The 21,763-nt window shown below is 59.3% G+C and carries 22 protein-coding genes; 12 read left to right on the top strand and 10 right to left on the bottom strand.

Going from position 1 to position 21,763, the window contains the following annotated elements; genetic code table 11:
* Window positions 1–44: 44 nt before the first annotated feature.
* The 3 genes from rpe to trpE all read left to right on the top strand — a co-directional run bounded on the left by rpe (window position 45) and on the right by trpE (window position 3,085).
* Window positions 45–719, top strand: coding sequence for a ribulose-phosphate 3-epimerase (gene rpe / locus AC3WJW_RS26120; RefSeq protein ID WP_007980198.1), 675 nt, complete (start codon window positions 45–47; stop codon window positions 717–719).
* Entirely contained in the window at window positions 716–1,534 is an 819-nt protein-coding gene (locus tag AC3WJW_RS26115; protein ID WP_493727981.1) for a phosphoglycolate phosphatase, read from the top strand. Before rpe ends, AC3WJW_RS26115 begins: the two co-directional genes overlap by 4 nt.
* Window positions 1,535–1,603: 69 nt before the next feature.
* On the top strand, window positions 1,604–3,085 hold the full coding sequence (gene trpE / locus AC3WJW_RS26110; protein WP_493727980.1) for an anthranilate synthase component I: 1,482 nt from the start codon (window positions 1,604–1,606) through the stop codon (window positions 3,083–3,085).
* Between the two features lie 169 nt (window positions 3,086–3,254).
* On the opposite strand, the gene estP is transcribed toward trpE, so the two are convergent.
* Window positions 3,255–5,165, bottom strand: coding sequence for an esterase EstP (gene estP / locus AC3WJW_RS26105; RefSeq protein ID WP_493727979.1), 1,911 nt, complete (start codon window positions 5,163–5,165; stop codon window positions 3,255–3,257).
* Window positions 5,166–5,573: 408 nt separating this feature from the next.
* Here estP and AC3WJW_RS26100 point away from each other — a divergent pair, with 408 nt between their 5' ends.
* The 4 genes from AC3WJW_RS26100 (at window position 5,574) to AC3WJW_RS26085 (ending at window position 8,906) form a co-directional block, all read left to right on the top strand.
* Window positions 5,574–6,167: an aminodeoxychorismate/anthranilate synthase component II gene (locus tag AC3WJW_RS26100; RefSeq protein WP_007980194.1), complete on the top strand. Its 594-nt coding sequence runs from the start codon at window positions 5,574–5,576 to the stop codon at window positions 6,165–6,167.
* Window positions 6,168–6,176: 9 nt separating this feature from the next.
* Window positions 6,177–7,226 carry an anthranilate phosphoribosyltransferase gene (gene trpD / locus AC3WJW_RS26095; RefSeq protein ID WP_493727978.1) on the top strand — a complete coding sequence of 350 codons (1,050 nt, stop codon included), beginning with the start codon at window positions 6,177–6,179 and terminating at the stop codon, window positions 7,224–7,226.
* Window positions 7,223–8,059, top strand: coding sequence for an indole-3-glycerol phosphate synthase TrpC (gene trpC / locus AC3WJW_RS26090; protein WP_015097049.1), 837 nt, complete (start codon window positions 7,223–7,225; stop codon window positions 8,057–8,059). The genes trpD and trpC overlap by 4 nt, the downstream gene beginning before the upstream one ends.
* 145 nt (window positions 8,060–8,204) lie before the next feature.
* Window positions 8,205–8,906, top strand: a complete 702-nt coding sequence (locus AC3WJW_RS26085; protein WP_493727977.1) for a lipoate--protein ligase family protein — start codon at window positions 8,205–8,207, stop codon at window positions 8,904–8,906.
* 10 nt (window positions 8,907–8,916) lie between these two features.
* On the opposite strand, the gene crp is transcribed toward AC3WJW_RS26085, so the two are convergent.
* Window positions 8,917–9,561, bottom strand: a complete 645-nt coding sequence (gene crp / locus AC3WJW_RS26080) for a cAMP-activated global transcriptional regulator CRP (protein WP_493727976.1) — start codon at window positions 9,559–9,561, stop codon at window positions 8,917–8,919.
* A gap of 224 nt (window positions 9,562–9,785) precedes the next feature.
* On the opposite strand from crp, the gene AC3WJW_RS26075 reads away from it, so the two are divergent.
* Entirely contained in the window at window positions 9,786–10,208 is a 423-nt protein-coding gene (locus tag AC3WJW_RS26075; protein ID WP_003176451.1) for an OsmC family protein, read from the top strand.
* 239 nt (window positions 10,209–10,447) lie between these two features.
* Window positions 10,448–11,239, top strand: a complete 792-nt coding sequence (speD, locus tag AC3WJW_RS26070; protein ID WP_007980189.1) for an adenosylmethionine decarboxylase — start codon at window positions 10,448–10,450, stop codon at window positions 11,237–11,239.
* 179 nt (window positions 11,240–11,418) lie between these two features.
* Here the strand turns inward: speD and coq7 are convergent, their stop codons facing one another.
* From coq7 to hemJ, 6 genes are all read right to left on the bottom strand, one after another.
* Window positions 11,419–12,066, bottom strand: a complete 648-nt coding sequence (coq7, locus tag AC3WJW_RS26065; protein ID WP_007980187.1) for a 2-polyprenyl-3-methyl-6-methoxy-1,4-benzoquinone monooxygenase — start codon at window positions 12,064–12,066, stop codon at window positions 11,419–11,421.
* Between the two features lie 157 nt (window positions 12,067–12,223).
* A complete protein-coding gene (locus AC3WJW_RS26060) occupies window positions 12,224–12,562 on the bottom strand; it encodes a histidine triad nucleotide-binding protein (protein WP_007980184.1) in 339 nt (112 codons plus the stop codon).
* An 80-nt stretch (window positions 12,563–12,642) separates the two neighbouring features.
* Entirely contained in the window at window positions 12,643–13,431 is a 789-nt protein-coding gene (locus AC3WJW_RS26055; RefSeq protein ID WP_429386711.1) for an SDR family NAD(P)-dependent oxidoreductase, read from the bottom strand.
* A 61-nt stretch (window positions 13,432–13,492) separates the two neighbouring features.
* Window positions 13,493–14,458: a DUF805 domain-containing protein gene (locus AC3WJW_RS26050; RefSeq protein WP_493727975.1), complete on the bottom strand. Its 966-nt coding sequence runs from the start codon at window positions 14,456–14,458 to the stop codon at window positions 13,493–13,495.
* A 93-nt stretch (window positions 14,459–14,551) separates the two neighbouring features.
* The gene (locus tag AC3WJW_RS26045) at window positions 14,552–15,520 is read right to left on the bottom strand and encodes an NAD(P)H-dependent flavin oxidoreductase (protein ID WP_493727974.1); all 969 of its coding nucleotides are present in this window, start codon (window positions 15,518–15,520) and stop codon (window positions 14,552–14,554) included.
* A gap of 33 nt (window positions 15,521–15,553) precedes the next feature.
* Window positions 15,554–15,982 (bottom strand): protoporphyrinogen oxidase HemJ, encoded by a 429-nt coding sequence (gene hemJ, locus AC3WJW_RS26040; protein ID WP_007980176.1) that lies wholly within the window; start codon window positions 15,980–15,982, stop codon window positions 15,554–15,556.
* A gap of 135 nt (window positions 15,983–16,117) precedes the next feature.
* Between hemJ and argC the strand changes: the two genes are divergently transcribed.
* Together argC and erpA are read left to right on the top strand one after the other, a co-directional pair.
* Window positions 16,118–17,152 carry an N-acetyl-gamma-glutamyl-phosphate reductase gene (gene argC / locus AC3WJW_RS26035; protein WP_007980174.1) on the top strand — a complete coding sequence of 345 codons (1,035 nt, stop codon included), beginning with the start codon at window positions 16,118–16,120 and terminating at the stop codon, window positions 17,150–17,152.
* Window positions 17,153–17,318: 166 nt separating this feature from the next.
* A complete protein-coding gene (gene erpA / locus AC3WJW_RS26030; protein WP_007906865.1) occupies window positions 17,319–17,669 on the top strand; it encodes an iron-sulfur cluster insertion protein ErpA in 351 nt (116 codons plus the stop codon).
* A 68-nt stretch (window positions 17,670–17,737) separates the two neighbouring features.
* On the opposite strand, the gene AC3WJW_RS26025 is transcribed toward erpA, so the two are convergent.
* Both AC3WJW_RS26025 and AC3WJW_RS26020 read right to left on the bottom strand, forming a co-directional pair.
* Window positions 17,738–18,829 (bottom strand): anhydro-N-acetylmuramic acid kinase, encoded by a 1,092-nt coding sequence (locus tag AC3WJW_RS26025; RefSeq protein ID WP_493727973.1) that lies wholly within the window; start codon window positions 18,827–18,829, stop codon window positions 17,738–17,740.
* 3 nt (window positions 18,830–18,832) lie between these two features.
* A complete protein-coding gene (locus AC3WJW_RS26020; RefSeq protein WP_493727972.1) occupies window positions 18,833–20,263 on the bottom strand; it encodes a peptidoglycan DD-metalloendopeptidase family protein in 1,431 nt (476 codons plus the stop codon).
* 211 nt (window positions 20,264–20,474) lie between these two features.
* On the opposite strand from AC3WJW_RS26020, the gene tyrS reads away from it, so the two are divergent.
* The gene (gene tyrS / locus AC3WJW_RS26015) at window positions 20,475–21,674 is read left to right on the top strand and encodes a tyrosine--tRNA ligase (RefSeq protein WP_007980168.1); all 1,200 of its coding nucleotides are present in this window, start codon (window positions 20,475–20,477) and stop codon (window positions 21,672–21,674) included.
* Window positions 21,675–21,763: the final 89 nt, after the last annotated feature.

The raw sequence follows: 21,763 nt of genomic DNA, 5'->3' as shown, positions 1-21,763 counted from the left end.
TATACAATGCGCGCCATCGTGATTCTGCTCAGAAAAGGTGCGTCATGCAGCCCTTCGTAATTGCTCCGTCGATTCTCTCCGCCGACTTCGCCCGCCTGGGTGAAGAAGTGGACAACGTCCTGGCCGCCGGGGCCGACTTCGTGCACTTCGATGTCATGGACAATCACTACGTACCGAACCTGACCATCGGCCCGATGGTCTGCTCGGCACTGCGCAAGTACGGCGTGACCGCGCCGATCGACGCGCACCTGATGGTCAGCCCGGTGGACCGCATCGTCGGCGACTTCATCGAAGCCGGTGCGACCTACATTACCTTCCACCCGGAAGCCACCCAGCACGTCGACCGCTCCCTGCAACTGATCCGCGAAGGCGGCTGCAAGTCCGGCCTGGTGTTCAACCCGGCGACCCCGCTGGACGTGCTCAAGTACGTGATGGACAAGGTCGACATGATCCTGCTGATGAGCGTCAACCCGGGCTTCGGCGGGCAGAAGTTCATCCCCGGCACCCTCGACAAACTGCGTGAAGCGCGGGCCTTGATCGATGCTTCGGGTCGTGACATTCGCCTGGAAATCGACGGCGGCGTGAACGTCAACAACATTCGCGAAATCGCTGCGGCTGGCGCTGACACCTTCGTCGCCGGTTCGGCCATCTTCAATGCGCCGAACTATCAGGAAGTCATCGACAAGATGCGCTCCGAACTGGCGCTGGCTCGCCCATGAGTGGCTTTGAGCAGCTGTTCCCGGGGCAATTGCCACGGCTGGTGATGTTCGATCTGGACGGCACGTTGATCGATTCGGTCCCGGACCTGGCAGTGGCTGTGGACAAGATGCTGCTCAATCTCGGTCGCCAACCTGCCGGCCTGGAAGCCGTGCGCGAATGGGTCGGCAATGGCGCGCCGGTACTGGTGCGTCGCGCGCTGGCCGGCGGCATCGATCATTCGGCGGTCGATAACGCCGAGGCCGAACGGGCGCTGGAGTATTTCATGCAGGCCTATAGCGAGAGCCATGAGCTGACGGTGGTTTACCCCGGCGTGCGCGATACCCTCAAATGGCTGCAAAAGCAGGGTGTCGAGATGGCGCTGATCACCAACAAGCCGGAGCGATTCGTCGCGCCGCTGCTGGACCAGATGAAGATCGGCCGTTATTTCCGCTGGATCATCGGCGGCGACACCCTGCCCCAGAAAAAACCCGATCCGGCCGCGCTGTTTTTCGTGATGAAAATGGCCAACATTCCGGCTTCGCAGTCGTTGTTCGTCGGCGATTCACGCAGCGATGTGCTGGCGGCGAAAGCGGCGGGGGTCAAGTGTGTGGCCCTGAGCTACGGCTATAACCACGGTCGGCCAATCGAGGAAGAATCGCCGGCGCTGGTGATCGATGACCTGCGCAAACTAATTCCCGGTTGCCTGGATCCGGCCGCTGAGATAACGTTGGCCGACGCTGTCAAACCCCCTTCTGGAAACGCCATCGTGGTGGTCACTCGCAAACTCTGGATGAAAGTCATCAAGGCCCTGGCCCGCTGGCGTTGGCGCGCCTGACTTGATCCTGGCCGGTTTCCGGCGCGTTTGCATACCTGACTGTTCGACCCTCAAGCCACGAGGCACCTCATGATCCGCGAAGAATTCCTGCGTTTGGCCGCTGCCGGCTACAACCGCATTCCGCTTGCCTGCGAAACCCTGGCCGACTTCGACACGCCGCTGTCGATCTACCTGAAGCTGGCCGACGAGCCCAATTCCTACTTGCTGGAGTCCGTACAGGGCGGCGAGAAGTGGGGCCGTTACTCGATCATCGGCCTGCCGTGCCGCACCGTGCTGCGGGTTCACGACCATCACGTCAGCGTGACCGTCGACGGCGTCGAGACCGAAAGCCATGATGTGGAAGACCCGCTGGCCTTCGTCGAAACCTTCAAGGCCCGCTACAACGTGCCGACCATCGCCGGCCTGCCGCGTTTCAATGGCGGCCTGGTGGGCTACTTCGGTTATGACTGCGTGCGTTATGTGGAGAAGCGTCTGGGCAAGTGCCCGAACCCGGATCCGCTGGGCGTGCCGGACATTCTGCTGATGGTCTCCGACGCCGTCGTGGTGTTCGACAACCTCGCCGGCAAGATGCACGCCATCGTGCTGGCCGACCCGGCGCAGGAAGACGCCTTTGAACAAGGTCGCGAGCGCCTGGAAGAGCTGCTGGAAAAACTGCGTCAGCCGATCACCCCGCGACGTGGCCTGGACTTCAGCCAGCAACAATCGGCTGACCCGGTATTCCGCTCCAGCTTCACCCAGAGCGATTACGAAAAAGCCGTCGACACCATCAAGGAATACATCCTGGCCGGCGACTGCATGCAGGTCGTGCCGTCCCAGCGCATGTCGATCGACTTCAAGGCCGCGCCGATCGATCTGTACCGCGCGCTGCGCTGCTTCAACCCGACGCCTTACATGTACTTCTTCAACTTTGGCGACTTCCACGTCGTTGGCAGTTCGCCGGAAGTGCTGGTGCGGGTCGAAGACAACCTGATTACCGTGCGCCCGATTGCCGGCACCCGCCCACGCGGTGCCAATGAAGAAGCTGACCTGGCGCTGGAAAAAGACCTGCTGTCGGACGACAAGGAAATCGCCGAACACTTGATGCTGATTGACCTCGGTCGCAACGACACCGGTCGCGTCTCGGAAATCGGCTCGGTGAAGCTCACCGAGAAAATGGTCATCGAGCGTTATTCCAACGTGATGCACATCGTGTCCAACGTTACCGGGCAACTAAAGACCGGGCTGACGGCAATGGATGCACTGCGGGCGATTCTGCCGGCGGGCACCTTGTCTGGCGCACCGAAGATTCGCGCGATGGAAATCATCGACGAACTGGAGCCGGTCAAGCGTGGCGTCTACGGCGGTGCGGTCGGTTACTTCGCCTGGAACGGCAACATGGACACCGCGATTGCGATCCGCACGGCGGTGATCAAGAACGGCGAACTGCACGTGCAGGCCGGTGGCGGCATCGTCGCCGACTCGGTGCCAGCATTGGAATGGGAAGAAACCCTGAACAAGCGCCGCGCAATGTTCCGCGCCGTGGCGCTGGCCGAACAAACCCCGGACGTATGATTTCACGCAAAAACCTGTGGGAGCGAGCTTGCTCGCGATGGGTCCATTACTGCCACATTGATGTTGTCTGACCCACCGCAATCGCGAGCAAGCTCGCTCCCACAAGGGTTACACCACCCTAAAAAAACGCGGCGCCTGTGAGGGCGCCGCGTTTTTTATTGCCGGTACATCAGAAGTCCAACGCAACACCTACGTTGATGCCTTGTTGGGTGAAGTCGTCGTCCCTGCGAATGTTGTAGCTGGCGCGCAATGCCAGGTCGCGGGTGAGGTTATGGCTCACCCCCAGGTTCACACGCTGCAAGTGGCTTTGCGGGGTGTAGCCTTCCAGCGTGAACTGGTTGTTCGGCAGGCTGTTGAGATTGATGCCCACGTCCTGGGTATCGTCGTTGTACTCACGTTCGATTGCCGCCTCGCCGAACACTTGGGTTTGCGGGGTGATCTGGTATTTGCCCTGCAGGCCAGCACCCAGGCGTCGGGAAATCACTTCCTGATCGGCAAAGGTCAGCGCCGTGGAATCGTTGCCGTCCTCCGAGTAACCGTCGACTTTCGCCTTGGAGAAGTCAGCGCTGATAAACGGCGACACGTGCCAGGGGCTGCTGGCTTGTTGTGCAATGTCGTAACCCAGGCGAGCACTGAAGGCTTCGATGTAGCCGCTGGTATCGCCTTTTTCACTGCGTTCGTTGGCACCCAACTGGAACTTGCGCTTGAGGCTGTCGTAATCCAGATGGCCGGCCGTCAGCGCCACGTCAGCCCAGACACGGTTTTGCTGGTATTGGGCGAATGCTGTGCCCAGGTAAGTGTTGAGCTTGTAGTCGGAGTCGTTGCTGCCGGCTTCGAGTTTCTGGTTATAGAAACCCGCCGCCAGGCCGACGCGCCAGGCATCATCGATGCGGTAGCTGCCACCGATGTTCAGGTTGGCTCCGTTGCCGTCGGCACTGACCGCGCTGTCCTGGCTGTCAAAGTCCTGATGCTGTCCGCCGCCAGAAACAATGGCTCGCCATTGGCCGACGCCCTGCCAGTTTTGCCAATCGGCCAGCCACTGGTTGCGCAATTCATCCTGATGCGCGCGCAGGGTGCCCTGGGCCATTTCCGGCAGTAGTGTCAGCTCCCACGGTGCTGCCAACAGGGAGTACGCGTAGTCGGCAATCAGACGCTGCCCGGCTTCTGTGGGGTGCACGGAGTCGTTGAAGATCAGCTTGGTCGGGTCCGGCGTGGCGCTGTTGATGCCGAAACGGGCATTCTCGGTACAACCGTTGCCGCTGAAGCAGGTGGTGATGAGGTTCTGGTCGGTGGCCAGGCCAAACTGCGCCGGGTTGGCGAACGTCTCTTTGAGCAGTACCGGAATGTTGAGCGGGATGATTTCGGCATTGATGTTCTGCAGTCGGCTTACCAGTTCACTGTTGAACTGGGCGCTGAGTTGGGACGTGAACGCTTGCAGCGGGGTGCCGTTGAACGCCGGGGTAAAGCCGATATCGGGCAGCAACCAGACCATGACGTATTTGGCGCCGGCGGTTTGCAGCGTCTGCACGCTGTCGGCCAATCGATCGGCGGCGGCACTGGCCTGGGGCAGGCTGGTGACGCGACCTTGCAGGAAGTCGTTACCACCACCCGACAGGTAATACAGCGCGTTCGGGTCGGCACGGAAGTTGTTCGACGGCAGGTAGCCGGCGCGGGTGCGTTCGCCGGTGGCGGAAACACTGGTGATCGAATCCAGGATCTGATCCGTGCGGTAACCGCCGACGGCCCAGTTGTTGCCATCGGGCTGGCCATTGTTGGCACGTACCGCCGAAGATGATGACGCGGTCTGGTCCGCCGAGAACCCAAGCTTTCCACCCAGTATCTGCGTGGAGTTGAGCGAGCGGACTTCGCCGCTGCCATCCAGATATACCGGTCCTGTCCGGTTGGTAAAGCGCTGTGTCGCCCCGGCAGGCCCGCCAGTGTCGGCAAAGGTGCCGGCGTCGTTGAGGCTGTCCCCGAAGACCACGAAACTTGTATAAGGATTGGGTGCGGCGTTCGCCTGGGCGCATGCCATCGCGAGCAAGCATCCTGCGAGCGGTACAAACAACGACTGTTTGATCATGAGCAAGTCCGTTTATTTATTGTTGTAGTGAACGAAACGACAGTACCAAAAACTTTCGGCCTTTTGCCATCTGTCGCGAAGCCTTTGATAGTTTCGCGGGCAGTACCCCCGGCGATATTGCACGCTCTGCCCAGCTAAGTTACTGTGCCGGGACGTACGAACGAGACCTTCCCCGTGTTGATCATCAGCAAACTCCTGGATCAAGTCATCAAGGCACACGCCCGCTGGCGTTGGCGCGCCTGAATTCTTTTGCCGGCCTCGCCGGACCTGTATCGCTTCGCCTTCTTTACCTGTTTGAAATGCCGCTTTGCTGGCGCTCCTCCAGCACCTGACAAAGCGCAGCGCTCTGCGGGTCAATCATTCGAAGGCCATCTTTAAAGTCAGTGAATTCAAGAGGTTCTTAACGCCATGTTGCTGATGATCGATAACTACGACTCCTTTACCTACAACGTTGTGCAGTACCTGGGCGAGCTCGGTTCCCAGGTCAAAGTCGTGCGCAACGATGAACTGACCATCGCTGAAATCGAAGCCCTCAATCCTGAGCGCATCGTTGTGTCCCCCGGTCCTTGCACCCCGACCGAAGCCGGCATCTCGATTGAAGCGATCAAGCATTTCGCCGGCAAACTGCCGATTCTTGGCGTCTGCCTGGGTCACCAGTCCATCGGCCAGGCCTTTGGCGGCGATGTGGTGCGCGCCCGCCAAGTGATGCACGGTAAGACTAGCCCGGTATTTCACGAGGACAAGGGTGTATTCGCAGGCCTGAATCGTCCGCTGACGGTGACCCGCTATCATTCATTGATCGTCAAGCGCGAAACCCTGCCCGATTGCCTGGAGCTGACGGCCTGGACACAGCTTGAAGACGGCTCGGTCGACGAGATCATGGGCCTGCGCCACAAGACCCTGAACATCGAAGGCGTACAGTTTCACCCGGAATCGATCCTCACCGAGCAGGGCCACGAACTGTTCGCCAACTTCCTCAAACAAACCGGCGGCACGCGCTAAGGACTTATCATGAACATCAAGACAGCCCTGAGCCGTATCGTTGATCACCTCGACCTCAGCACCGATGAAATGCGCGATGTGATGCGCGAAATCATGACCGGGCAATGCACGGACGCACAGATCGGTGCGTTCATGATGGCCATGCGCATGAAGAGCGAAAGCATCGACGAAATCGTCGGCGCGGTGTCGGTGATGCGCGAACTGGCGGACAAGGTCGAACTCAAGACCCTCGACGGTGTAGTCGATGTAGTGGGCACCGGCGGCGACGGCGCCAATATCTTCAACGTGTCGACCGCTTCCGCTTTCGTGGTTGCCGCTGCTGGCTGCACCGTGGCCAAGCATGGCAACCGTGCAGTCTCGGGCAAGAGCGGCAGTGCCGATCTGCTGGAGGCGGCCGGCATCTACTTGAACCTGACGCCGGTGCAAGTGGCGCGCTGCATTGACAACGTCGGTATTGGTTTCATGTTTGCCCAGACTCATCACTCTGCGATGAAATACGCCGCCAGCCCGCGTCGTGATCTTGGCTTGCGCACATTGTTCAACATGCTCGGCCCGCTTACGAATCCGGCCGGTGTGAAGCATCAGGTGGTAGGCGTATTCACCCAGGCCTTGTGCCGGCCGCTGGCGGAAGTGTTGCAGCGTCTGGGCAGCAAGCATGTGCTGGTGGTGCATTCGAAGGATGGCCTGGACGAATTCAGCCTGGCTGCACCGACGTTTGTCGCTGAGCTGAAGGATGGCCAGATCACCGAGTATTGGGTCGAACCGGAAGACCTGGGCATGAAGAGCCAGAGTCTGCACGGCCTGGCCGTGGAAAGCCCGGCGGCGTCCCTGGAACTGATTCGCGATGCCCTGGGCAAGCGCAAGACCGAGAACGGTCAGAAAGCGGCCGAAATGATCATGCTCAATGCCGGTGCCGCGCTGTACGCCGCCGATCATGCCAGCAGTTTGAAAGAGGGAGTTGCACTTGCGCACGATGCGCTGCACACCGGCCTCGCTCGAGAAAAGCTAGAGGAGTTGGGTGCATTTACCGCGGTATTCAAAGTGGAGAATGAAGGATGAGTGTACCGACGGTTCTGGAAAAGATTCTGGCGCGCAAAGTTGAGGAAGTGGCCGAGCGCAGCGCTCGTGTCAGCCTCGCCGAGCTGGAAAGCCTGGCCAGGACGGCCGATGCACCTCGTGGTTTTGCCAAGGCATTGCTGGCTCAGGCCAAGCTGAAGCAACCGGCAGTCATTGCTGAAATCAAGAAGGCTTCGCCGAGCAAAGGCGTGATCCGCGAGAACTTCGTTCCCGCCGATATCGCCAGAAGCTACGAGAAGGGCGGCGCGACCTGCCTGTCGGTGCTCACCGACATCGACTACTTCCAGGGCGCCGATGCGTACCTGCAGCAGGCCCGCGCGGCGTGCCAGCTGCCGGTGATCCGCAAGGACTTCATGATCGACCCCTACCAGATCGTCGAAGCCCGTGCCCTGGGTGCCGATTGCGTGCTGTTGATCGTGTCCGCGCTGGATGACGTGAAAATGGCCGAACTGGCAGCCGTGGCCAAAAGCGTCAACCTTGATGTGCTGGTGGAAGTCCACGACGGCGATGAGTTGGAGCGGGCTTTGAAAACCCTCGACACTCCGCTGGTTGGCGTGAACAACCGCAACCTGCACACCTTCGATGTCAGCCTGGAAACCACCCTCGACCTGTTGCCGCGGATTCCGCGCGATCGTCTGGTCATCACCGAGAGCGGCATTCTCAACCGCGCCGATGTCGAACTGATGGAAATCAGCGACGTCTACGCGTTCCTGGTCGGCGAAGCGTTCATGCGCGCCGAAAGCCCGGGTACCGAGTTGCAGCGACTGTTCTTCCCGGAGCGTGGCGTTCCAGTCAGCGGTTCTACACTCGACTGATTACTTACAGACCGAGTCGCCCCCCTTCGCGAGCAGGCTCGCTCCCACAAGGAGCCTGCTACCACTTGAGATCCAATGTGGGAGCGAGCCTGCTCGCGATGGCGGCATAGACGCACCACGGACTGACCGTCCTATGGAAGACCTTATGACCTCACCTGTTTCCCTGACCATCGAAGCCGGCCTGCAGGCCGAACAGGATCTGTTGGCCTCGGTCTGTGCCGGCGACGCGGAGTTCGGCCTGCTGTTCTGGCAGCCGAGTGATCAGGCATTGGTCATGCCGCGCCGCTTGAATCGCTTGCCGGGTTTCGAGGCGGCCTGTGAAGTGTCGGCGGCGGCAGGTTGGCCGGTGCTGCTGCGCGATACCGGCGGCGAACCGGTTCCACAATCCGCCACAACGATCAATATCGCCCTGGTTTACGCGCCGCCGCGCAGCGAAGGTGATTTGAACCGCATCGAAACCGGTTACCGACGCCTCTGCGACCCCATCTGCCAGTTGCTGGATGAATTGGGTGGCTCGTCGTCCCTCGGCGAAATCGACGGTGCGTTCTGCGATGGTCGCTTCAACGTCAACCTCGACGGGCGCAAAATGGTTGGCACCGCCCAGCGCTGGCGTCAGAGCCAGGGTGGTCAGCGTCCGGTGGGCCTGGTTCACGGTGCGATGCTGATGGATGACGACCGGGCGTCAATGGTCGCCGCGGTCAATCGCTTCAACGAAGCCTGTGGTCTGGCGCAACGAGTACGCGCCGAAAGCCACATCGCATTGCATGAGAGGTTCAGGGCACCCGATGCACTGGCGCGCCTCGACGAACTCTATCGGTTGATGCTGGCACAGATGTTCAGCGGCTAGGTTTTCGAGCTTATCGCGTACCGAAGACCACCATGGTCTTGCCTTTGACGTCCACCAGGTTGCGTTCTTCCAGATCCTTGAGCACGCGACCGACCATCTCCCGGGAGCAACCGACAATCCGCCCGATTTCCTGACGGGTCACCTTGATTTGCATGCCATCGGGGTGGGTCATGGCGTCTGGCTGTTTGCACAACTCCAGCAGGCAGCGGGCAACGCGGCCGGTCACGTCAAAGAATGCCAGGTCACCGACCTTGCGCGTGGTGTTGCGCAGGCGCTGTGCGATTTGTCCGCTGAGGACGTAAAGAATGTCCGGATCCTGCTGGGACAACTCGCGGAATTTTGCGTAGCTGATTTCCGCGACTTCGCATTCGACCTTGGCCCGCACCCAGGCACTGCGCTCCTGCTCCAGGCCGGCTTGCTCAAACAGGCCCAACTCACCGAAAAAGTCCCCGGCGTTCAGGTAGGAAATGATCATTTCCCGTCCGTCATCATCCTCGATCAGGATGGTGACTGAGCCTTTGATGATGAAGAACAGCGTTTCCGAGCGGTCACCGGCACAAATGATGTTGCTCTTGGCCTGATAGCGGCGGCGCTGGCAATGCATCAACAGCTTGTCGAGGTTCTTGAGCTTGGGGGTGGGGGCAATAGCAACCATGGTTGTATCCCGAAAAGACTGCACGGTATGGTTTTTATAAATAGCGAACGCTGGAGTGAGGCTGGCCATGCGCCATTGAATTGGCGTCAGCTTACCAGACACCTCCTGAAATATTCGAGCATTTACCTACACGGCAGTGGGATATGTCCTAGGACGGCGGGCGATGTCAATCTCGGGGGCTGTGCTAAGCTGGCGACCCTTTTTTATACAGTGGAGTCTTGGCGATGAAGGCACGCATCCAATGGGCTGGCGAAGCCATGTTCCTCGGCGAATCCGGTAGCGGTCATGTCGTGGTCATGGACGGTCCGCCCGAGGCCGGCGGACGTAACCTGGGTGTCCGGCCGATGGAAATGCTGCTGCTGGGTGTCGGCGGTTGCAGCAATTTCGATGTGGTCAGCATCCTCAAGAAGTCCCGCCAGGCCGTCGAGAGCTGCGAAGCCTTCCTCGAAGCCGAGCGCGCGACCGAAGATCCAAAGGTTTTCACCAAGATCCACATGCACTTCGTGGTCAAGGGCCGCGGGCTGAAAGAAGCCCAGGTCAAGCGCGCCATCGAATTGTCTGCCGAGAAGTATTGCTCGGCCTCGATCATGCTCGGCGCGGCAGGCGTGGCAATCACCCACGACTACGAGATCATCGAACTCGGTTGAATCGACATTCAACTATCATAAAAGCAGTGCAGACTCTGGCGAACATAAGCTGACGTCTGCATAATGCGCCACTTTTTTCAGGGTAGTGGCCCGTCAGCCGACAGGCCTCGCACCCGAACAGACAACCAAAATCGCCATCGCGAAGAGGTGTTAACCGTCCTACGCAGGTGCGTTGTTCGCATCTGACGGGCATGCTTGATCACGCGGCCGGGCCGCAAACACATAGAGAGTTTTTAACGGTGAAAAGCAAACTCAAGCTCCACGGGTTCAATAACCTGACAAAGACCTTGAGCTTCAACATCTATGACATCTGCTACGCGGAAACCCCGCAAGACCAGCAGGCTTACGTCGAGTACATCAATAAAGAGTACAACGCGAAACGCCTGACGCAGATCCTCACGGAAGTTGTCGATATCATTGGTGCCAACATCCTGAACATTGCCAGTCAGGACTATGAGCCGCAGGGCGCCAGCGTCACGATCCTGATCTCCGAAGAGCCGGTAACCCCGACCGACAGTCAGATCGAAGAGTCTCCGGGCCCGCTGCCCGAAATCATTCTGGCCCACCTCGACAAGAGCCACATCACGGTGCACACCTACCCGGAAATCCATCCGGTCAGCGGTATTGCAACCTTCCGTGTGGACATCGACGTGTCGACTTGCGGGGTCATTTCACCGCTTAAAGCGCTCAACTTCCTGATTCACCAGTTCGATTCGGACATCGTGACCGTGGACTACCGAGTGCGCGGCTTCACCCGTGACGTTGAAGGTAAAAAGCACTTCATCGACCACGAGATCAACTCGATCCAGAACTACCTCTCCGACGACACTCGCGACGCGTACCAGATGACCGACGTGAACGTGTACCAGGAAAACCTGTTCCACACCAAAATGCTGCTGAAGAACTTCGAACTGGATAACTACCTGTTCGGTGACGCCACCAGCAACCTGTCCTCTGAGCAACGTGCCCAGGTGACCGAGCGGGTGAAACACGAAATGCTCGAAATCTTCTACGCGCGCAACATGGCGTAAGGCTCTCGAACACAAAAAAGGCGACTACCTTGCGGCAGTCGCCTTTTTTATTGCTGTCAGTCAGGGAGGTCGAGTGATGCTGTTCGCGAGCAAGCCCGCTCCCACATTGGGCTGCCGCACACCGAACCATTGTGGGAGCGGGCTTACCCGCGAAGAGGCCCTCACAGGCGACCTGGAAATCAGATCCGGTAAGTACTCTTGGTCATCACCTTGGCCATCAGACTCATCCCGAACTTCACCGGCGCCGGAAAGCGGAACCCGCCAGCTTCCAGCGCGCTTTCGGCATGCTGTTCTTCGTCGATACGCATCTGCTCAAGAATCGCCCGGGATTTTTCATCCTCGGCCGGCAATTGCTCCAGGTGTTCGTTCAGGTGTTTGCACACCTGGTCTTCCGTTGCCGCTACGAAGCCCAAGCTGACTTTGTCGCTGATCAGGCCGGCCACAGCGCCAATTCCGAAAGACATGCCATAAAACAGCGGATTGAGGATGCTGGTGTGGCTGCCCAGTTGATGGATGCGTTGTTCGCACCAGACCAGATGATCGATTTCTTCTTCGGCGGCATGTTCCATGGCGGCACGCACCTGCGGCAGTCTGGCGGTCAGCGCCTGTCCCTGATACAGCGCCTGGGCGCAGACTTCGCCGGTATGGTTGATGCGCATCAGGCCGGCAACGTGGCGCGTGTCTTCGTCGCTCATTTTTGCATCGGGCTGCACGATGGCCGGCGACGGACGGTACGGCTGGCCGCTGAAGGGCAGCAGGGTGCGCATCGCGGCATCGGCTTGCAGCAGAAGGCGGTCAATGGGCGAGTAGTGACGTTGGGTAGTCATGCTGACCTCCGGGGGAATTTCGGTGGCCAGTTTAACCCAATCGGCCGGGGATGGTTTGCGCTGGGTCAAAAGCGAAAAAAGATCGCAGCCTTCGGCAGCTCCTACAGCGATCGGTGTAGGAGCTGCCGAAGGCTGCGATCTTTGAGGGCTTGGCGAATCAGCCCGGCGGCCAGTGCATCTGGCGCTGGCCAAGCACGTGCATATGAATGTGGTAGACGGTTTGCCCGCCTTCTTCATTGCAGTTCATGACGACGCGGAAGCCTTTTTCGCAGCCCAGTTCCAGGGCCAGGCGCTGGGCGGTGAACAGAATGTGTCCAGCCAGTGCCTTGTCGTCCTCCGTCAGATCGTTCAGGGTGCGAACCGGCTTCTTCGGGATCACCAGGAAATGTACCGGTGCCTGTGGGGAAATGTCGTGGAAGGCCAGTACCTGGTCGTCCTCGTAAATGATCTTCGCCGGGATTTCCCGGTTGATGATCTTGGTGAACAGAGTATCCACAGCTGTTTTCTCCGTTGTTTGGGCTGGCCTGAGTGTACTCATGGCGTATACCGGCGCCCAGCCTTTTACCTTGAGTTGGATCAGCGCGGGCAGTAAGCCTTGTTGACCATGCCGGCGATTGTGCGAGTCAGCCAGCGTGAGCCTAGCCTTGGCAGGAAGGCGAACCAGCGGTTGCGTCGCCCCGGAATAATGATCGCTTGATTCTTTTCCAGTGCGCGCACGGTGTAGAGCGCCACTTCCTCGGGGCTCATCAACAGTTTGCTGTTGGTCAGTTTGTCGTTGTTGAGCTGCGCGGTACGGAAGAACGCTGTGCGGGTCGGCCCGGGGCAGAGCACTGAAACCTTGATCGCGCACTTTTTCAGCTCGACGCGCAATCCCTCGGAAAAGTGCAGCACATAGGCCTTGCTGGCGTAATAGGTGCTCATCCACGGTCCCGGTTGAAACGCTGCCACCGAGGCCACATTCAGAATCTGCCCGCCACCTTGCAGGGCCATGCTGTTGCCAATGGCATGGCACAGGCGGGTAAGGGCGAGGATGTTCACTTCGATCAGGTCTTGCTCGGTCATCCAGTCCTGGGCCAGAAACGGGCCGCATGTACCGATGCCGGCGCAATTGACCAACAGATCGATCTGCCGGTCGCCTTCTTCCAGCTCCAGCAGGAATCCGGACAGGCGCAGCGGTTCGCCCAGGTCACAGGCACGGAACAGCACTTCCACGCCGAACCTTTGGGTCAATTCAATCGCAATGCTTTCCAGCTGATCACGTTGTCGGGCCACCAGAATCAGGCTGCGGCCACGCCGGGCCAGCGCTTCGGCCATTGCCAGGCCGATGCCGCTGGAGGCGCCAGTGATCAGAGCGTAACGGGTCATGCAGTTCTCCATCGCAACAGCTCCGCGCCGCGACGCAGGTGTCACGGGCCAGGAGCGCTGTTCATTCTTTCGCAGAGTCTACAGGGGGCTGGGCCTCTTCGGCTGCATCGTCGGCGGAATTTGGCACCGGTTCGACCTCGACGTCGATTTCATCGGTGGTGACCGAACTGCTGTCGTAGCTGCTCTGGGCGGCGTTTTCGTATTCCTCCTGTATCGCCGAGAGACCACCGGCCAGGGAACCGACCAGGATCAGTGCGATGACGACCAGCCACAGCGAAGACAATACTTTGACCGCGGTGCTGTTCGGCGGAGGTGGTGGACCGTAGCGGTTGGCCAGTTCGTTGCCCGGTACAACCATGGTCACGAACGGAAAGAAAGTACCCACAAACGGCACCAGGTTCAGCAGCCACAGCCAGCCGGACCAGCCGACATCATGCAGTCGTTGAACGGTGATCTGGATGCTGACGAAGGCAAATCCGACAAACAGGATCAGGGCCAGCAAGCCGCCCAGGATCAGGCCGGCGGTTGAATCCGCACCGATGAGGGCCAGAGCGACCAATGCAAACACCCCGCAAACGGCCGAGAGCACGAGTGTCAGCACCAGCGTCCAGGCGAGGTAACGCAAGCGACCGATACGGCCATCGAAACTGAATGGCTTGAGCGTGGCGAATTCCGCCACGGCTTCGCCAACGGGCGCGCGAGGCGGAGCGTAAGGAGACTGCGGTTCTGCCAATGTCGCCTGGCTGCTGGCCGGGGTATGGTCATGCACGTCGGCGAGGTTCAACTCGATCGGTGTTTCGGCTTCGATGCGCGCGTCGATACCGGTCTTGCTCAGCGCCTGGAGATAGGTCTGGGCATCGGCCTGCGACAGGTTGCGTTTGAGTGCTACCGGGCGCCCGGTGAACAAGCGCTCGATGGCTGTGACATCGCTTTTGAATAAATCGGCGAGATTGAGCTTTGCCGTGGTGATGTCGACACCGGGCAGCAAGGCACCCTCGAATACGATCTTGAAACGATTTTCGCCCATGTGCGAGGCATCCTTGTCGCGAGAGGTTGAAAGAAGAAGGTTGTGCCCGGGTGAGTGTAGGGCCAGCTCGGCAAAACTGGCCAAGATTTACTGTCAGCGCGGCCAGCGTTTTGGCAGCTGGGCGGCATGCTCCAGGGCCTGGCGGTACTCGGCGTCGAGACGTGCAATCAACTGCTCGACACTCGGCAAGTCCTCGATTTCTCCCACGCCCTGGCCTGCAGACCAAACGGTTTTCCAGGCTTTGGCCTCATCGCTCACGGGTTTGAGCTTGGAACCGAAGTTGATCTCGCCCTTGCCCTGCAACGCGGCCATGTCGAAACCGGCGGCTTCCAGGCTCTGGCGCATGAAACTCGCGGGGACACCTGACACGGCTGGAGTATGGATGATGTCAGCGGCTTTGGATGTCAGCAGCATTTCTTTGTAGGCCTCGGGTGCGTGACTTTCGGTCGTGCCGATAAACCGAGTGCCAAAGTAGGCCAGGTCCGCGCCGAGCAATTGCGCGGCAAGAATTTCATGCCCATGGTTCAGGCAGCCGGCCAGCAACAGGGTCTTGTCGAAGAACTGGCGGATTTCGGCAATCAACGAGAACGGGCTCCAGGTCCCGGCGTGTCCACCGGCCCCGGCAGCCACGGCGATCAATCCATCCACTCCGGCCTCGGCCGCTTTCTCGGCATGACGACGTGTCGTCACATCATGGAACACCAGGCCGCCGTAGCTGTGCACCGCATCGACCAGTTCTTTCACGGCGCCGAGGCTGGTGATCACGATCGGCACTTTGTGCGCTACACAGATCTCCAGGTCCGCCTGTAAGCGGGGATTGCTGTTATGCACGATCAGGTTCACGGCATAAGGCGCGGGGTTCTCCATTGTCGCCAGTCCGGCTTCGATCTCTTCCAGCCAGGCCTTGAAGCCGCTGCTTTCGCGCTGGTTCAGCGCCGGGAAGCTGCCGACCACGCCCTGACGACAACAGGCGAGTACCAATTGCGGATTGGAAATCAGGAACATCGGCGCAGCCACCACAGGCAGACGCAAACGTTGTTCGAGCAGAGCGGGCAGCGACATTGGAAGTACCCCGGTGAGTTGTGTCCATTGGATTTAGAACGGCCGAACGACGACCAGAATTACGATTGCCAGCAATATCAGAACCGGAACCTCATTGAACCAGCGATAAAAGACATGGCTGCGGGTGTTTTCGCCACGGGCAAAACGTTTTACCTGGGCACCGCACATGTGGTGATAGCCGATCAGCAACACGACCAGGGTCAGTTTGGCGTGTATCCAGCCACCCTGGCTGAAGATGCCTGGATTGAGGTAGATGAGCCAGCCGCCGAAGATCAACGTGGCGATCATTGCCGGGCCCATGATGCCCCGGTACAGCTTGCGTTCCATGACGCTGAAGCGTTCCTTGCTGATCGTGTCTTCGCTTTGAGCGTGATAGACGAACAGGCGCGGCAGGTAGAACAGGCCGGCAAACCAGCAGACGACGCTGACGATATGAAGCGCTTTGAGCCACAGATAGAGCATTTTTGGTTATTCCCCAATTCACGGTAGCTGGAATAGTAGAGGCTTGAGCGTCCGCACGTCACCTTGACGGTTGTCGCAGGGGCGCGCGGCCCCTATTATCGACGGCTTTCCAGTGGGTTCGTTGAGGGCAGGTTTATGGTCAAGGTCGGTATCGTCGGCGGCACGGGTTACACCGGTGTCGAACTGCTGCGTCTGTTGGCGCAACATCCGCAGGCTGAGGTGGTTGTCATCACTTCCCGATCCGAGGCTGGCCTGGCCGTAGCCGACATGTACCCGAACCTGCGAGGCCATTACGACGGCCTGGCGTTCAGCGTTCCGGACATCAAGACCCTGGGCGCCTGCGATGTGGTGTTCTTCGCCACGCCGCACGGTGTTGCCCATGCCCTGGCGGGCGAACTGCTGGCGGCGGGGACCAAGGTCATCGACCTGTCGGCCGACTTCCGTCTGCAGGACGCCGATGAATGGGCCAAGTGGTACGGCCAGCCGCACGGTGCACCGGAGTTGTTGGACGAAGCGGTCTACGGCTTACCGGAAGTCAATCGCGAGCAGATCAAGAAAGCGCGCCTGATTGCCGTGCCGGGCTGTTACCCAACTGCAACGCAATTGGGTTTCCTGCCATTGCTCGAAGCCGGCCTGGCCGATGCTGCCCATCTGATTGCTGACTGCAAGTCTGGCGTCAGCGGTGCCGGTCGTGGCGCTTCCGTAGGTTCGTTGTACTCCGAGACGTCGGAAAGCATGAAGGCCTATGCCGTCAAAGGTCACCGTCATTTGCCGGAAATCCGCCAGGGGTTGCGTCGTGCCGCAGGCAAGGACGTCGGGCTGACCTTCGTTCCGCACCTGACACCGATGATTCGCGGTATTCACTCGACGCTCTACGCCACTGTTGTTGATCGCTCGGTGGACCTGCAGGCGTTGTTTGAAAAGCGTTATGCCAACGAACCGTTCGTCGATGTCATGCCGGCCGGCAGCCATCCGGAGACGCGTAGCGTGCGGGGTGCCAACGTCTGCCGTATTGCCGTGCATCGCCCTCAGGACGGTGATCTGGTGGTGGTGCTGTCGGTGATCGACAACCTGGTCAAAGGGGCGTCGGGTCAGGCCGTGCAGAACATGAACATTCTGTTCGGGCTGGATGAGCGTCTGGGTCTCTCCCACGCCGGCATGCTGCCGTAAGGTTTATCGCGTACAGCAAAAGGCCCGTCTGACGGGCCTTTTTGCATTTCGGGCCGGCAATCGGATTGGTTGATATACCATAACAATAGTTGACCGCTTTTCTAGGAGAAGCGGATAATGCGCGTCATCACGCAATATGACGGCGTAACGCCGGGAGATAGTCAGCATGAGCGTCGAATCCTTCACCCCCACGGCTTTGCAATTCACCCACGGTGCCGCGCACAAGGTGAAGAGCCTGGTCGATGAAGAGGGGAATGATCGCTTGAAGCTGCGCGTATTCGTTACGGGCGGCGGTTGTTCAGGTTTTCAGTACGGTTTCACTTTCGATGAGGAAGTGGCCGATGACGACACCATCGTCGAGCGCGAAGGCGTGAGCCTGGTGGTCGATCCGATGAGCTTCCAGTACCTGGCCGGTGCCGAGGTGGACTACCAGGAAGGTCTGGAAGGTTCGCGCTTCGTCATCAAGAACCCGAATGCGACCACCACCTGTGGCTGCGGGTCTTCGTTCTCGATCTGATCAGCGCACCTGTTTCACAGAACGCCGCACGGCCTCAGGGTCTTGCGGCGTTTTGCTGTGTGGAGGATTTATGCGGGGTAGATGGCGCCGAGTACGCGCAGTCCACGGGCACCGGTAACGCTCGGACGGTTGGCCGCGATGCCTTCGAGGCAGCAGTGAGCCAGCCACGCGAAGGCCATGGCTTCGACCCAGTCGGGGTCTACACCGTAAGTCGCGGTGCTGCTGACACTGGCGTTTGGCAGCAGGCTGGCCAGGCGTTTCATCAAGGCCGTGTTGTGGGCGCCGCCGCCGCAGACCAGCAGTTCCTGCGTGTTTGCCTGGGCGCTTTGCAGTGATTCGATGATGGTCAGTGCGGTCAGTTCAAGCAGCGTCGCCTGAACATCTTCGGCGCAGAAGGCTGGCAGCTGCGCCAGATGTTGCGTCAGCCACGGCAGGTTGAACACTTCCCGCCCGGTACTCTTCGGGCCTTTGGTCACGAAGAACGGGTCACTCAGTAGCGCATTCAACAGCACCGGTTGAATGTTGCCGCTGGCAGCCCATTGGCCGTCACGGTCAAAGTGGTCGCCGCGTTGCTGGTGAATCCAGGCGTCCAGCAGCACATTGCCCGGCCCGCAGTCGAAACCGGCGACAGGTTTGCCGGGCTCGATAAGGCTGAGATTGCTGAAGCCGCCTACGTTCAGTACTGCACGATTCCCGATCCGTTCTTCAAACAGGGCCTCGTGAAAGGCGGGAACCAGCGGTGCACCTTGTCCGCCGGCAGCGACATCGCGGCTGCGGAAATCGCTGACCACGGTGATGCCAGTCAGCTCCGTCAGCAATGCCGGATTGCCGATCTGCACGGTGAACCCGCGCGCCGGTTCGTGGCGGATGGTCTGGCCATGGCTGCCAATCGCACGAATGTCGTCAGGCTTCAGTTGCTGCTGCGCGAGAAGGGCATGAATCCCTTGGGCTGCCAGTTTCACCCAGTTCTGCTGGGCGATGGCGGAGCGGGCGATCTCGTCCGGGCCGCTGGCGCACAAGCCAAGCAGCTCGGCGCGCAGGGAATCGGGCATCGGGATGTAGTGGGAGGCGATCAGCCTGATCGCCGGGGTTTGCTCGATCAGCGCGATATCCAGGCCATCAAGGCTGGTCCCGGACATCACACCTATATAGAGCGCCATGACTTAACGCTTGCTCGAAGCCAGCATCGTGGCTTTTTCCTGATCCATGCGCGCCATCAGGGGCTGGCTTTGGGCGAGGAAGCGTGCGCGTTCGGCCTTGGCAATCGGATCGGCCATCGGCAGTTTCTGGCCCAGCGGGTCGACGTGCACACCATTGACCTGGAACTCGTAGTGCAGATGCGGGCCAGTGGAGAGGCCTGTGGTGCCGATATAGCCAATCACCTGGCCCTGTTTCACCGTGCCGCCAGTCTTCACGCCTTTGGCGAAGCCTTGCATGTGGCCGTAGAGCGTAGTGTAGGTATTGCCGTGCTGGAGGACGACGGTATTGCCGTAGCCTCCACGGCGACCGGCCAGCAAGACCTTGCCGTCACCGGCAGCCTTGATTGGCGTACCGCGCGGTGCTGCGTAGTCGACGCCTTTGTGGGCGCGGATCTTGTTCAGGATCGGGTGTTTGCGGCCCATGGAAAATTTCGAGCTGATGCGGGCGAAGTCCACCGGTGTGCGGATGAACGCCTTGCGCATGCTGTTGCCGTCAGCGGTGTAGTAGCTGCTGTTGCCTTGTTTGTTGGTGTAGCGAACGGCGGTGTAGGTCTTGCCACGGTTAGTAAAGCGCGCCGACAGGATCGGGCCATTACCGACGGCCTTGCCATTGACCACTTTCTGCTCGTAGATCACGTCGAATTCGTCGCCCTGTCGAATGTCCTGGGCGAAGTCCACGTCGTAGCCAAACACACTCGCCATGTCCATGGTCAGGCTGTGGGACAGGCCGGCTCGGGCCGCGGACTGCGACAGCGAGCTGTTGATCACGCCGTGAACATAGGCGGAGCGCACGGTCGGTTTCGCAGTGATGCGATTGAACGTGTAGCCCTTGTCGTTCCTGGTCAGGCTGATGCTTTCGATGTCGTTGAGCTTGCTGTGCAAGTTGGTCAACTGGCCGTCAGGGCTCAGTTCGAATTCAAGTTTTTGCCCGCGCTTGAGCTGGCTGAACTGCTTGGCCTGCTTGTCGCTGGCCAGTATTTCATGCACCGAAGTGGCTGGCAGCCCGACTTTCTCAAACAGCGTGGAGAGGGTATCGCCCTTGGCGACGATCACTTCCCTGTGGCTTGCCGGCTTCTTTTCTTCAACTTCAACTTCAACGACCGGTGCCGGTTCGGCTTGAGCGGCTTCCTGAGTGTCCTCGGCGCTGTTGTCGATCTGCGCGAAGGGGGATGTTGCGGGTTCATTTGTGGCTTGAACGACGTCAGCAGCGTCTTGATCTTGTGTCAGTTGTTCAGCAGGACTTTCCAGTTCAAGACTCAGGGTCGTTTTTTTGGCTTCAACATCGCTGGAAGGGAATACCAGGAGCGCCAGGCTGAGAAGGGCGGCGATTCCACTTGCGGCGAGCAGGTGGGTCTTCGGGTAAAGCGGCGGCGCTTTAGACGATTCTTTGGTCATAAGTGGTTTTGACTTTGAAAAAGATGAATTGGAAAAGATGAATGACATGATGAAGATGAAATAACTGTATAAAATATAACCAAATCATCTCTGAAGCAAGTCCATAGGTGCCCTGCCTGCGGATTGGCGTCCGTGCGCCGGGCAAACCTTGTATTTGACGCGCGATCTTGTATGGTTGGTTCCCTTTGAATCTGAGCCTTGCGGGTCTGTTATGAAGTCGGTTGAAGAGCAGCTAGCGCTGATCAAACGTGGTGCGGAAGAACTGTTGGTCGAGTCCGAGCTGATTGAAAAGCTCAAGCGTGGCCAGCCGCTACGTATTAAGGCAGGCTTCGATCCAACGGCTCCCGACCTGCACCTGGGTCACACCGTGCTTATTAATAAGCTGCGTCAGTTCCAGGAGCTGGGGCATCAGGTGATCTTCCTGATTGGTGACTTCACCGGGATGATCGGCGATCCGAGCGGCAAGAGTGCTACGCGTCCGCCGCTCACTCGCGAGCAGGTCCTCGAGAATGCCGAGACCTACAAGACTCAGGTCTTCAAGATTCTGGACCCGGCAAAAACCGAAGTGGCCTTCAACTCCACCTGGATGGATCAGATGGGTCCGGCCGACTTCATTCGCCTGACTTCGCAGTACACCGTGGCTCGCATGCTCGAGCGCGATGACTTCGACAAGCGCTACACGACCAATCAGCCAATCGCCATTCACGAGTTCCTGTATCCGCTGGTTCAGGGTTACGACTCGGTAGCTCTGCGCGCGGACGTCGAGCTCGGCGGTACCGATCAGAAGTTCAATCTGCTGATGGGGCGTGAGCTGCAGCGTGGTTATGGCCAGGAAGCTCAGTGCATCTTGACCATGCCGCTGCTTGAAGGCCTGGATGGCGTGAAGAAGATGTCCAAGTCCTTGGGCAACTACGTCGGCATCCAGGAAGCGCCGGGTGTGATGTACAGCAAGCTGGTTTCCATTCCGGATGCGCTGATGTGGCGCTACTTCGAATTGCTCAGCTTCCGCTCCATGGATGAGATCAATGCGTTCCGCGCTGATGTGGAGGCGGGTGCCAATCCCCGCGACATCAAGATCAAGCTGGCTGAAGAGATCGTTGCGCGCTTCCATGGTGAAGAGGCTGCTGCCAATGCTCATCGTGCTGCCGGTAACCGAATGAAGGATGGCGAGCTGCCGGACGATTTGCCAGAGATCGAGTTGACTGCTGCCGAGGATATGCCGATTGCTGCCGTCCTTAATAAGGCGGGCCTGGTGAAGAACTCGGCAATGGCGCGCGATCTTCTCGGTTCGGGTGGTGTGCGTATAGATGGTGAGGTGGTTGATCGCACCTTTATATACGCAGTGGGTGCAACCCATGTTTGCCAGGCCGGCAAGAAGGCATTTGCGCGTATTACGCTCAAAGCTGAATAAAGTTGAAATTAAGTGTTGACGGCGAATTTTAGAAGCCTATAATTCGCCCCACTTCCGGCGCAGTCGAAACGGAAAACTCCTTGATAAAC

Source organism: Pseudomonas sp. GW821-FHT07G06 (assembly GCF_058986625.1).
Note: the sequence above shows the minus strand (reverse complement) of the source record. Positions and strands in the feature narration are given on the sequence as shown.

Coding starts and splice junctions, on each gene's coding strand:
- AC3WJW_RS26115 (WP_493727981.1), top strand. CDS start 716: ATGAGTGGCTTTGAGCAGCTGTTCCCGGGGCAATTGCCACGGCTGGTG.
- AC3WJW_RS26045 (WP_493727974.1), bottom strand. CDS start 15,520: ATGTCGCTGCCCGCTCTGCTCGAACAACGTTTGCGTCTGCCTGTGGTG.
- hemJ (WP_007980176.1), bottom strand. CDS start 15,982: ATGCTCTATCTGTGGCTCAAAGCGCTTCATATCGTCAGCGTCGTCTGC.
- argC (WP_007980174.1), top strand. CDS start 16,118: ATGGTCAAGGTCGGTATCGTCGGCGGCACGGGTTACACCGGTGTCGAA.
- trpE (WP_493727980.1), top strand. CDS start 1,604: ATGATCCGCGAAGAATTCCTGCGTTTGGCCGCTGCCGGCTACAACCGC.
- erpA (WP_007906865.1), top strand. CDS start 17,319: ATGAGCGTCGAATCCTTCACCCCCACGGCTTTGCAATTCACCCACGGT.
- AC3WJW_RS26085 (WP_493727977.1), top strand. CDS start 8,205: ATGACCTCACCTGTTTCCCTGACCATCGAAGCCGGCCTGCAGGCCGAA.
- rpe (WP_007980198.1), top strand. CDS start 45: ATGCAGCCCTTCGTAATTGCTCCGTCGATTCTCTCCGCCGACTTCGCC.
- tyrS (WP_007980168.1), top strand. CDS start 20,475: ATGAAGTCGGTTGAAGAGCAGCTAGCGCTGATCAAACGTGGTGCGGAA.
- AC3WJW_RS26020 (WP_493727972.1), bottom strand. CDS start 20,263: ATGACCAAAGAATCGTCTAAAGCGCCGCCGCTTTACCCGAAGACCCAC.
- crp (WP_493727976.1), bottom strand. CDS start 9,561: ATGGTTGCTATTGCCCCCACCCCCAAGCTCAAGAACCTCGACAAGCTG.
- estP (WP_493727979.1), bottom strand. CDS start 5,165: ATGATCAAACAGTCGTTGTTTGTACCGCTCGCAGGATGCTTGCTCGCG.
- trpC (WP_015097049.1), top strand. CDS start 7,223: ATGAGTGTACCGACGGTTCTGGAAAAGATTCTGGCGCGCAAAGTTGAG.
- AC3WJW_RS26025 (WP_493727973.1), bottom strand. CDS start 18,829: ATGGCGCTCTATATAGGTGTGATGTCCGGGACCAGCCTTGATGGCCTG.
- AC3WJW_RS26100 (WP_007980194.1), top strand. CDS start 5,574: ATGTTGCTGATGATCGATAACTACGACTCCTTTACCTACAACGTTGTG.
- AC3WJW_RS26075 (WP_003176451.1), top strand. CDS start 9,786: ATGAAGGCACGCATCCAATGGGCTGGCGAAGCCATGTTCCTCGGCGAA.
- AC3WJW_RS26050 (WP_493727975.1), bottom strand. CDS start 14,458: ATGGGCGAAAATCGTTTCAAGATCGTATTCGAGGGTGCCTTGCTGCCC.
- coq7 (WP_007980187.1), bottom strand. CDS start 12,066: ATGACTACCCAACGTCACTACTCGCCCATTGACCGCCTTCTGCTGCAA.
- AC3WJW_RS26055 (WP_429386711.1), bottom strand. CDS start 13,431: ATGACCCGTTACGCTCTGATCACTGGCGCCTCCAGCGGCATCGGCCTG.
- trpD (WP_493727978.1), top strand. CDS start 6,177: ATGAACATCAAGACAGCCCTGAGCCGTATCGTTGATCACCTCGACCTC.